General features: G+C 62.5%; 11 protein-coding genes. 7 read left to right on the forward strand and 4 right to left on the reverse strand.

Going from position 1 to position 10,783, the window contains the following annotated elements; all coding sequences use genetic code 11:
* Positions 1 to 344: 344 nt before the first annotated feature.
* From ACJ8HA_RS06400 to clcB, 5 genes are all read left to right on the forward strand, one after another.
* Positions 345 to 1,061 carry an ABC transporter permease gene (locus ACJ8HA_RS06400; protein ID WP_043143261.1) on the forward strand — a complete coding sequence of 239 codons (717 nt, stop codon included), beginning with the start codon at positions 345 to 347 and terminating at the stop codon, positions 1,059 to 1,061.
* Positions 1,062 to 1,125: 64 nt separating this feature from the next.
* Complete coding sequence (locus ACJ8HA_RS06405) at positions 1,126 to 1,983, forward strand: glycine betaine ABC transporter substrate-binding protein (RefSeq protein WP_173888958.1); 858 nt, start codon at positions 1,126 to 1,128, stop codon at positions 1,981 to 1,983.
* Positions 1,984 to 1,994: 11 nt separating this feature from the next.
* Positions 1,995 to 2,645 carry an osmoprotectant ABC transporter permease OsmW gene (gene osmW, locus ACJ8HA_RS06410; protein WP_049199194.1) on the forward strand — a complete coding sequence of 217 codons (651 nt, stop codon included), beginning with the start codon at positions 1,995 to 1,997 and terminating at the stop codon, positions 2,643 to 2,645.
* The gene (gene osmV / locus ACJ8HA_RS06415) at positions 2,642 to 3,781 is read left to right on the forward strand and encodes an osmoprotectant ABC transporter ATP-binding protein OsmV (RefSeq protein ID WP_016927861.1); all 1,140 of its coding nucleotides are present in this window, start codon (positions 2,642 to 2,644) and stop codon (positions 3,779 to 3,781) included. The genes osmW and osmV overlap by 4 nt, the downstream gene beginning before the upstream one ends.
* Before the next feature lie 125 nt (positions 3,782 to 3,906).
* Positions 3,907 to 5,208: a voltage-gated ClC-type chloride channel ClcB gene (clcB, locus tag ACJ8HA_RS06420; protein WP_043143266.1), complete on the forward strand. Its 1,302-nt coding sequence runs from the start codon at positions 3,907 to 3,909 to the stop codon at positions 5,206 to 5,208.
* On the opposite strand, the gene ACJ8HA_RS06425 is transcribed toward clcB, so the two are convergent.
* Positions 5,205 to 5,597 (reverse strand): helix-turn-helix domain-containing protein, encoded by a 393-nt coding sequence (locus ACJ8HA_RS06425; RefSeq protein ID WP_043143268.1) that lies wholly within the window; start codon positions 5,595 to 5,597, stop codon positions 5,205 to 5,207. The genes clcB and ACJ8HA_RS06425 overlap by 4 nt on opposite strands.
* A gap of 69 nt (positions 5,598 to 5,666) precedes the next feature.
* Here ACJ8HA_RS06425 and ACJ8HA_RS06430 point away from each other — a divergent pair, with 69 nt between their 5' ends.
* Positions 5,667 to 6,161 carry a DUF2938 family protein gene (locus tag ACJ8HA_RS06430; protein ID WP_043143271.1) on the forward strand — a complete coding sequence of 165 codons (495 nt, stop codon included), beginning with the start codon at positions 5,667 to 5,669 and terminating at the stop codon, positions 6,159 to 6,161.
* Positions 6,162 to 6,166: 5 nt separating this feature from the next.
* Here ACJ8HA_RS06430 and bioD read toward each other — a convergent pair whose 3' ends face one another.
* From bioD to ACJ8HA_RS06445, 3 genes are all read right to left on the reverse strand, one after another.
* A complete protein-coding gene (gene bioD / locus ACJ8HA_RS06435) occupies positions 6,167 to 6,832 on the reverse strand; it encodes a dethiobiotin synthase (RefSeq protein ID WP_025302714.1) in 666 nt (221 codons plus the stop codon).
* Between the two features lie 144 nt (positions 6,833 to 6,976).
* A complete protein-coding gene (gene mlc / locus ACJ8HA_RS06440; protein ID WP_025302713.1) occupies positions 6,977 to 8,194 on the reverse strand; it encodes a sugar metabolism global transcriptional regulator Mlc in 1,218 nt (405 codons plus the stop codon).
* Between the two features lie 159 nt (positions 8,195 to 8,353).
* A complete protein-coding gene (locus tag ACJ8HA_RS06445; RefSeq protein WP_049208127.1) occupies positions 8,354 to 9,244 on the reverse strand; it encodes a LysR family transcriptional regulator in 891 nt (296 codons plus the stop codon).
* A 147-nt stretch (positions 9,245 to 9,391) separates the two neighbouring features.
* Here ACJ8HA_RS06445 and ACJ8HA_RS06450 point away from each other — a divergent pair, with 147 nt between their 5' ends.
* On the forward strand, positions 9,392 to 10,660 hold the full coding sequence (locus ACJ8HA_RS06450) for an MFS transporter (RefSeq protein WP_031300458.1): 1,269 nt from the start codon (positions 9,392 to 9,394) through the stop codon (positions 10,658 to 10,660).
* Positions 10,661 to 10,783: the final 123 nt, after the last annotated feature.

Raw genomic sequence — 10,783 nt, forward strand, 5'->3', positions numbered from 1 at the left:
TGCATCCCAGCGCTGACGCGGGCTGAGGCGCAGATCGGCGTAAACTCAATCACCTGATTTTGTTCATAAAACTTGGCACGACCAACGACAGGGTGCTATACCTTCCCTAGCCGACGCCTTTGGGCTTCGTGCTTTCTTGGGTTTAAATATCAGTATTTTATGCTGATTAACTCACGTATTGAGCCTACGTTCAGCACGCTGCGCCGAACGCACCCTTCGCTCAATGTCGCTAACCTCATGCGAAACGCCCGTTTTGTACCGCCACGCCCGCCGGGCCGTGGGTAACAATCAGAGCGGAATGCGCCGTCTCGTCGGCCGCTCCGCGCAACGGAGGACGCAACATCATGCACAAGTCAGCGCCATACCGGCGCCTGCTCCTCGGGAGCCTGCTGTTTATCGCCGTCATCGCGCTGCTGGTTTACGGCATCGGTTGGGACACCCTCAAGTCGCGCCGGGAAGATTTGATCTATCTCGGCCAGCAACACATGTTCCTGGTGGCCTGCTCCATGCTGCTGTCGCTGCTGGTCGGCATTCCCAGCGGCATCCTGCTGAGCCGCCCCTTTGCCCGCCGCTGGGCGGAACACGTGATGCAGATCTTCAACGTCGGCAACACCCTGCCGCCGCTGGCGGTGCTGGCGCTGGCGATGGTAATCATCGGCATCGGCGATCGGCCGGCGGTGGTGGCACTGTTCCTCGCCTCGCTGCTGCCCATCGTGCGCAATACCTATGCCGGCCTGCGTTCGGTGCCACCGGCGCTGGTCGAGGCCGCCAACGGTATTGGCATGACCGCCGGGCAGCGACTGCGGCAGGTTGAACTCCCTAACGCGCTACCGGTGATCTTCGCCGGGGTGCGCATCGCAATGGCGATTAACGTCGGCACCGCGCCGCTGGCGTTTTTAATCGGTGCCAGCAGCTACGGCGAGCTGATCTTCCCCGGCATCTACCTGAACGACTTCCCGACGCTGATCCTCGGCGCCGCCGCCACCGCGCTGATCGCCCTGCTGCTCGATCTGGCGCTGGCCGGTCTCGGCCGCCGGCTCAGCCCGCACACCGCATCCTGATGGGAGAAACGCGATGACTCGATGGTTACAACCACTCCGCCACGCGCTGCTGTTCTCCTTGCTGATGACCGGCGCGGCCGCCTGGGCCGCCCCGCTGACGCTGGCGAGCAAGAACTTTACCGAACAGCGCATTCTGTCTGCGATTACCGTGCAATACCTGCGGGCCAAAGGTTTTCAGGTCGAACCCAAGACCAATCTGGCCACGGTGATCACCCGCAACGCGATGATCAACAAACAGATCGACATGACCTGGGAATACACCGGCACCTCGCTGATCATTTTTAACCACATCAATAAGCGCATGTCGCCGCAGGAAACCTACGACACGGTGAAAAAGCTCGACGCCAAACTCGGGCTGGTTTGGCTGCAGCCGGCGGACATGAACAACACCTACGCCTTCGCCATGCAGCGACAGCGCGCGGAAAAAGAGCAGATCCGCACGATGTCGCAGCTGGTGGCCAAAGTGGAGCAGGTGCGTAAAACCGACCCTAAACACAACTGGCTGCTGGGGCTGGATCTGGAGTTCGCCGGCCGCTCGGACGGCCTGAAGCCGATGCAGGCGCTGTACGACATGCCGCTCGATCGCCCGCAAATCCGCCAGATGGACCCCGGCCTGGTCTACAACGCCATTCGCGACGGCTTCGTCGACGCCGGGCTGGTGTACACCACCGACGGTCGGGTGAAAGGGTTCGATCTGCAGGTGCTGGAAGACGACAAAGGCTATTTCCCGAGTTATGCGGTCACGCCGGTGGTGCGCGCCGACGTGTTGCAAAACACGCCGGGGCTGGAAGCGGCGCTGAACACGCTGTCGAAACAGTTCAATAACCAGGTCATCACCGAGCTTAACGCCAAGGTAGATATCGACTACCAGACGCCGCAACAGGTCGCCGACGCGTTCCTCAAGCAGCGCGGCCTGATTTAGGGAGGCATGTGATGAATACTGTACTTTACGCCTGGCAAAACTGGGCCTATATCGCCGGATTGACGCTGGAACACCTGCTGCTGGTCGGCGTCGCCGTCGGCCTGGCGATCCTGATCGGCGTGCCGCTCGGCGTGCTGATTGTCCGCCACAAATGGTTGGCGACGCCGGTGCTGAGCCTGGCCACGCTGGTGCTGACCGTGCCCTCCATCGCCCTGTTCGGGCTGATGATCCCGCTGTTTTCCTTAATCGGCCACGGCATTGGCTACGTACCGGCGATCACCGCGGTGTTCCTCTACTCGCTGCTGCCGATCGTGCGCAATACCCACACTGCGCTCGACAACCTGCCCGGCGGGCTGCGCGAAGCCGGCCGCGGCATCGGCATGACGTTCTGGCAACGCCTGCGCTGGGTTGAGATCCCGGTGGCACTGCCGGTGATTTTCGGCGGCATTCGCACCGCCGTGGTGATGAATATCGGCGTGATGGCGATAGCCGCAGTGATCGGCGCCGGCGGCCTTGGCCTGCTGCTGCTCAACGGCATCAGCAGCAGCGACATCCGCCAGTTGATTACCGGCGCCGTGATGATCAGCCTGCTGGCGATCGTTCTCGATTGGTTATTGCACCGCTTGCAAATTGCGCTAACGCCCAAGGGGATCCGTTCATGATTAAATTGGAAAATCTGACCAAACAGTTCATGCAGAAGAACGGCACGCCGTTCAACGCCGTCGACAACATCAATCTGGACGTGCCGGAAGGCGAAATCTGCGTGCTGCTCGGCCCTTCCGGCTGCGGCAAAACCACCACGCTGAAGATGATCAACCGCCTGATCGAACCCACCGGCGGCACCATTCTGATCAACGGCGAGGACACCAGCGCGCTGGATACCGTCAGCCTGCGCCGCAAAATCGGCTACGTCATCCAGCAGATCGGTCTGTTCCCCAACATGACCATCGAGGAGAACATCACCGTAGTGCCGCGCATGCTGGGTTGGGACAAAAAACGCTGCCACGATCGCGCCGAGGAGCTGATGAGCATGGTGGCGCTGGATCCCAAGCGCTTTTTGCACCGCTACCCGAAAGAGATGTCCGGCGGGCAGCAACAGCGCATCGGCGTGATCCGCGCGCTGGCCGCCGATCCGCCGGTGCTGCTGATGGATGAGCCCTTCGGCGCGGTAGACCCGATCAACCGCGAAACCATCCAGAACGAGTTTCTCGACATGCAGCGCCAGCTGAAAAAGACCGTGATGCTGGTCAGCCACGACATCGACGAAGCGCTGAAGCTCGGCGATCGCATCGCGGTGTTCCGCCAGGGCAAAATCGTGCAGAACGCCAGCGCCGATGAGCTGCTGGCGCGCCCGGCGAACGACTTCGTCGCGTCCTTTGTCGGCCAGGATCGCACGCTGAAGCGCCTGCTGTTGGTGCAGGCCGGCGACGTGGCCGATCAACAGGAAACGGTGACGGTGCGCCGGGAGACGCCGCTAGTGGAGGCGTTCGGTCTGATGGACGATATCGACGCCCGCTCGGTGACGGTGGTGGATGCCGACGGCAAACCGTTGGGATACGTCAAACGCCGTGAGGCGCGCGGCGCGCCCGGGGTCTGCGCCGACAGCCTGCACCGTTTCCGCGTCACCGCCCGTGCGGAGGAGAACCTGCGCGTGGTGCTGTCGAAACTGTACGAGCACAACACCTCCTGGATGCCGATCGTCGATGAAGACGGCCGCTACAGCGGCGAAATCTCGCAGGATTATATCGCCGACTACCTCAGCTCCGGCCGCACGCGCCGGGTGTTGACGCCGCAATAACCCCCGCCGGGGCGCTCGCCGCCCCGCCTATGCCGCAGTTTGCTAAAGATTCACTGGTCATCGGCCGGAGCGCCAAGCACAATGCGCTGATGACCCTTTGATTTTTCTCACGACGCCGCCCACGCATGAAAAGATTGGTCCACCTGCACCACTATCGCGCCCTGCTGCGCAGCCTGCTTATCGCCGTGTTTATCGGCGTCGCCGCCGCCCTGGCGGTGTGGCTGTTCCACCGTTCGATGATTGGCCTCGAGTGGCTGCTGCTCGGCAATGCCGACGGCAGCCTGGTGGCCGCCGCCGCCGCGCTGCCCGGCTGGCGACGCGCGCTGACGCCCGCGCTGGGCGGTCTGGCGGCGGGCCTGCTGCTGTATGTTCACCAGCGCTACCGCCACCAGCGTCCGGCTGCGCCCACCGACTATATGGAAGCGATTGAGACCGGCAACGGCAAGCTGGATACCGGCGCCAGTCTGGTGAAGTGTCTGGCGTCGCTGCTGGTGGTATCGAGCGGCAGCGCCATCGGCCGCGAAGGCGCGATGATCCTGCTGGCGGCGCTGGTGGGCTCGTTGTTTGCCCAGCGCTTTACGCACGAGAAAGAATGGAAACTGTGGGTGGCCTGCGCTGCCGCCGCCGGGATGGCCAGCGCCTATCATGCGCCGCTGGCGGGCAGCCTGTTTATCGCCGAGATCCTGTTCGGCACCCTGATGCTGGCCTCGCTCGGCCCGGTGGTGATCGCCGCAGTGAGCGCCCTGCTGATGACCAACCTGCTCAACGGCGGCCAGGCGCCACTCTACCTGGTGACGCCGCTCTCCGCCCCTCTGCCGACACAATACCTGCTGATGGCGCTGGTCGGCGTGGTGGCCGGCGCCGGCGGGCCGCTGTTTTTATGGCTGATGACCGCCACCGGCCGCGCGTTCCGATCGCTGCGGTTGAAGCCGCCGTTGCAGCTGGCGTTGGGCGGCCTGATCGTCGGGCTGCTTTCGCTGCTGTTCCCACAGGTGTGGGGCAACGGTTACAGCGTGGTACAGGCGCTGCTGATTGCGCCACCGGGGGTGTTGCTGCTGGGGGCGATCCTGGTATGTAAACTGTTGGCAATCCTTGCCAGCAGCGGGTCGGGCGCACCCGGCGGGGTCTTCACCCCGACGCTGTTCGTCGGCGCCGCGCTCGGCTCAATCATCGGTCAGCTGTTTGGCCTGTGGCCGGGCATGGATGCGGCGGTGCCGCTGCTGCTGGCGCTGACCGGCATGGCTACCCTGCTGGCCGCCACCACCCATGCGCCGATCATGGCGGCGCTGATGGTGTTTGAAATGACCGGCGAATACGCGCTGCTGCCCGGCATTCTGCTGGCCTGCGTGATCGCCACCACCGTGTCGCGCGGCCTGCGGCCGGTGTCGGTGTACCACACGGCGGCGCCGCCCAAACGCGAGGCTTAGAACTCACCCTGCTGCAATATTTTCCTGAACTGCGGGCACTGCAGGTGCTCGGGTTCAGGACAATCGACCATGTGCCGCAGCCCGTCGCGCACCTGCATCAGGCGCTGGATATGGCGATCAAGCTCATCCGCCCGCGCCGCCAGCAGCCCGCGATCGATCGCGATTTGGCCCCGTTCGTCAAACAAGGCACTCATCTCATCCAACGTAAAGCCGGCCAGGCGCGCGAGCGCAATCAGCCGCAGTTGATCGAGCACCCCGGCGGCGTATTGACGGCGCAAACCGTGGCGGCCTATCGACGCAATCAGCCCCTTTTTCTCGTAATGCCGCAGCGCAGAAGGCGCGACTCCGCTCAGGCGCGCCACCGCGCCGATATCCAGTTCTTTTGCCATTGACTTGAAGCCGACTTTAAGTTGCACACTGTGCGCACATTATCACGTCACTGAGTTAAGGACACCCGTATGACCCCCGATATGTTAGTGCGCATCCTGTTAACCGGCGCCGGCGCCACCCTCTGCATGGATTTGTGGGCGTTGCTGCTGAAGCGGCGCTTCGGCATCCCTTCCCTCGATTACGCGCTGGTGGGCCGCTGGTTTCTCGGCATGTTCGACGGCCGCTGGTTTCACGCCACCATCGTCACGGCGCCGCCGCGCCAGGGTGAGAGAAAAATCGGCTGGATACTGCACTACGCCATCGGCTTGGCGTTCGCTTTTATCCCGCTCGGTTTGGCGGGCATCGAGTGGTATGCGGCACCGGAACCGCGCATCGCGCTGTTGAGCGGCTGGCTGAGCCTGGCGGCGCCGTTTCTGGTGATGCAGCCCGCGCTGGGCTTTGGCGTGGCGGCGGCGAAAACCGCCAATCCGCGCAGAGCGCGGCTCCTCAGCCTGCTCACCCACACGGTGTATGGGCTGGGCCTGTTGATCGCCGCCCGATTGTTGGCGACGTTCTGTGCCTGAATGGGCTACAGCAACGTGGAAATATCGAGGTAGTGCGCCAGTTCGCGCTGCTCCGCGCGCGGCAGATACGGAATTTCACCCAGCAGCGGCGCGGAAATGCGCTGCTGCAGCGCCGTGATGGTTTCAGCGTAGTGCGCCAACCCCGGATTGATGCGGTTGGCCACCCAGCCCAGCAGCGGCAGGCCGTCGTTGATGATCGACTGCGCGGTCAGCAGAGCGTGGCTGACGCAGCCCAGCTTGATGCCCACCACCAGCACCACCGGCAGTTGCTCCTGCACCACCCATTCGGCGTACGGCCGCAGATCGTTCATCAGCACGCGCCAGCCGCCGCTGCCCTCCACCACCACCGTATCGGCTTTGGCGGACAGATCCCGCAGGCCGCTGCTCATCAGGCCATAGTTGATATCCTCGGTCGCATGCGCGTGAAACACCTCATCCAGACAAGTGATGGGGTTGATCTCCTCGTAGGACAGCGGCAAGGTTGAAGATGCCTGCAACACCAAAGCGTCTTTATTGCGGATGCCCTCGCTGGTTTCCTGGCAGCGCGCGGCGATCGGCTTGTAGCCGGCCACTGAACGGCCTTCGGCGGCCAGCGCCTGCATCAACCCGCGGGAAACCACGGTTTTACCGACGTCGGTATCCGTGCCTGTCACAAATAAACGCTTCAACATGAATAAAATGCCCCAGAATGCCCCGTTAACAATGTGTCGCCGCATCGGCGGCGAAGAAGTCTTTCGGAAAAATTCTAGGGGATGCTGCCACGTAGGGGCTTGAGGTAGCTCAATCTTTTGCGGGATTAATAAGAAGTTCTGATGTTAGCCTTGCAGCAATTGCACCAGCAGCGAACCGTTGTACAGCGCCTCTTTCACCAGCGCGGCGCCGGGCATGGTGCCCTTATTGAAGAACTGCGTGGATTCGACCTTGACCTGCTCGCTGTAGGCCGGCAGCGCCTGCTGGCGAATGCAGGACGCGATGGCCGGGTGCAGGATCTCCGCCGCGCGGTTGAGCGGCGAGCCCACCAGGATCTTCTCCGGATTGAACAGGTTGACCATGATCGCCAGAATGCGCCCCACGCTGTGGCCGACGCCGAGAATGATGTCCCGCGCCAGCTGATCGCCCGCCAGCGCGGCGTCGCACAGCGATTCAACGGTCAGCGGCGCGCCGTGCAGGCTGGAGCTCATCGAACCGCTCAGCCGCTGCTGGGCGATCTCCAGGATGTTCTCGATGCTGGCTACGGTTTCAAGGCAGCCGTGGTTGCCGCAATAGCAGCGTTTGCCGTACGGATCGACCTGGGTGTGGCCGATCTCCACCACGCTGTGGCTGCCGGCGTGCAGCACGTGGCCGCCGGTGATCACCCCGGCGCCGACGTTGTGGTCGATCACCACCTGAATCACGTTCTGGCTGCCGCGCGAGGCGCCATACAGCGCCTCGGCCATGGTCCAGGCGCTGATGTCATGCTGCAAGTAAACCGGCAGGCCGGTGCGGGTTTCCAGCGCCGGGCCGAGCGGCATCTCCAGCACGTCGTAAAACGGCATGCGGTGCACCACGCCGGACTGCACGTCGATCATGCCCGGCAGCGTGATGGCGATCGCCGTCAGCCGCTCCAGCTTGCTTTGGTGGCGGATAAAGAATTGGTCGACTTCGGTCAGGATGCGTTTCAGCAGCGGTTCAGGGTGTTCGGCCGCCAGCGGCAGCAACTCTTCCACCACCAGTTTGCTGCTGAGATCGCGCAGCGCCAGCGTGATGCTGCCGCGGCTGATACGGGCGGAAAGGTAATGCCAAGCCTCGGTGTCCAGCACCAGCCCCACCGCCGGGCGGCCCCGGCTGCCGATTTCCTGGTACTCGGTTTCCTTGACCAGATGGGCTTCCAGCAGTTCGCGCACGATCTTGGTGATGCTGGCGGGCGCCAGCTGTGCGCGTTTTGACAGTTCGATACGCGAAATCGGGCCCAGCTGATCGATTAGCCGATAAACCGCCCCCGCATTGGTCTGCTTGATTTGATCGATATGCCCAGGCTGCCCAACCGCAATCACAAACCGGCTCCTACTATTTTTCGCGCTTCTAAATAAAGACTAGGGGTTATGGTGGGGCTTTTGTCATACAGCGTCAACTATTTGATTCGTTATGTGATTTGCTGCACAAATTCCTCGCAATTTCAGCGTGAATTGATTTTTATTTGCCCAACCTCAACGTCATTTCAGCATCAACGCCATCAGCGCCTGCGCCGCGGCGGTCAGCGGCCGGCGGCGGTGATGCACCAGCCAAACTTCGGTGGTGGCGTCCGGCTCCGCCAGCGGCAAATAGCGCACGCCGTCCACCCGCACTCGGGCGAATGACGCTGGCAAAATCGACACCCCCAACCCGGCGGAGACCAGCCCGATGATGGTCATCGCTTCCCCCACTTCCTGGGTGATATAGGGAGTAATGCCGGCCTTGCTGAGCAGCAGCAGGATTTCGTCATACAGCGCGGTGCCCACTTCGCGCGAGAAGAACACGAACGGCTCCTGCGCCAGATGTTGGAACCGCAGCCCGCCGCCGGGCGTTTCCGCCAGCGGATGCCCCTCCGGCACCACCGCCACCAGCGGTTCGCGCAGCAGCAGCTGATAGTGCAGCGCCTCCGGCAGCCGCGTGTTGCGCATCACCCCCAGATCCAGCTCACCGTTCAGCAGCGGTTCGATCTGCTGTTTGGTGTTGATTTCGCGCATTTTGATATGCACCTGCGGGGACTGCTGACGAAAGGTGCGCAGGCTGCGCGCCACCACGCCGATAAAGGGCGCGGAAGAGGTAAAGCCGATGGTCATTTCCCCCAGTTCGCCACGATCCAGACGCGCCGCCTTTTCCGCCGCGCGCCCGACCTGATCGAGCACCTGGTAGGCTTCTTTGAGGAACATTTCCCCGGCCTGGGTCAAACTGACGTTGCGGTTGTTGCGCGCCAGCAGCCGCGCGCCGACCATCTCTTCCAGCGCCTGGATTTGCTGGCTGAGCGGTGGCTGGGAGATCCGCAACCGCTCGGCGGCACGGCCAAAATGCAGCTCTTCCGCCACGGCAATAAAGTAACGCAGGTGTCTCAGCTCGATATTCATATTTAAAACGTCTTAATTTGAATTATTAATATATTAGACAAAAAATTCGCCACTCCCTATCATTTTGTTATCTGCAAAGTGTCTGTTTATCTCCCCGAAGTTCGGTAAGGAAACGCTGTGACAACCCCTGTGCGTTCTGCGGCCGTGATGCCGTCGACGCTGGCCGCCAACGATGACGCGGCCGCTGCGCCAAAAGTAAAACGCTCCACCCTCAACAACAAACTCCCCTATATCGAACGCGGCACGCCGCAGTTTATGCGCGTAACGCTGGCGCTGTTTTCCGCCGGGCTGGCAACCTTCGCGCTGCTCTACTGCGTGCAGCCGATCCTGCCGGTGCTGTCGCAAGACTTCGGCGTATCGCCGGCGGAAAGCAGCCTGTCGCTTTCGGTCTCTACCGGCCTGCTGGCGATCGGCCTGATGTTCACCGGGCCGCTGTCAGACGCCATCGGCCGTAAATCGGTGATGGTGGTAGCGCTGCTGCTGGCGGCGGTCTGCACGCTGATCTGCGCCTTTATGACCAGTTGGCACGGCATTTTGCTGATGCGCGCGCTGATCGGCCTGTCGCTGAGCGGCGTGGCGGCGGTCGGCATGACCTATCTCAGCGAAGAGATCCATCCCAGCTTCGTCGCCTTCTCGATGGGGCTGTACATCAGCGGCAACTCGATCGGCGGCATGAGCGGCCGCCTGGTGACCGGGGTATTGACCGACTTCTTCTCCTGGCGCGTATCGCTCGGGGTCATCGGCCTGTTCGCCCTCGCCGCCGCCTGCATGTTCTGGCGTATCCTGCCTGCCTCGCGGCATTTTCGCGCCAGCTCGCTGCGCCCGCGCACCCTGCTGATCAACTTCAAGCTGCATTGGCACGATAAGGGCTTGCCGCTGCTGTTCGCGGAAGGTTTCCTGCTGATGGGCAGCTTCGTCACCCTGTTCAACTATATCGGCTATCGCCTGCTGGCGGATCCTTACCACCTGAGCCAGGCGATTGTCGGCCTGCTGTCGGTGGTGTACCTCACCGGTTCCTACAGCTCGCCCAAGGCCGGCGCGCTCACCTCGCGCTTCGGACGTGGCCCGGTGCTGCTGGCGTCAATCGTGATTATGCTGATCGGGATCCTGATTACCGCGCTGCCGCAGGTGCCGGCGATCTTTATCGGCATGATGCTGTTCACCGCCGGTTTCTTCGCCGCCCACTCGGTGGCCAGCAGCTGGATTGGCCGCCGTGCGCGCCGCGCCAAAGGCCAGGCGTCGTCGCTGTATCTGTTCTGCTATTACGTCGGCTCCAGCGTGGCCGGCACCCTCGGCGGCGTGTTCTGGCACAGCTTCGGCTGGAATGGCGTAGCGGCGTTTATCAGCCTGATGCTGTTGCTGGCGCTGCTGGTGGTGCATTACCTGAAACGCCTGCCGGAAGCCGCTCGTCTTTGAAAAGAATAAATATCCTCCGGCATAGCCGGAGGTTTTTCATATGCGCCTATAAGGCTCTCTTGCCAGCTGCGCCCTAACAGGCGCATCGCGATCTGACATTTGCTTCTATCGGTTACTTACGAC

It is taken from the genome of Serratia sp. CY33802, from assembly GCF_052169095.1.
GTDB lineage: Bacteria > Pseudomonadota > Gammaproteobacteria > Enterobacterales > Enterobacteriaceae > Serratia > Serratia bockelmannii.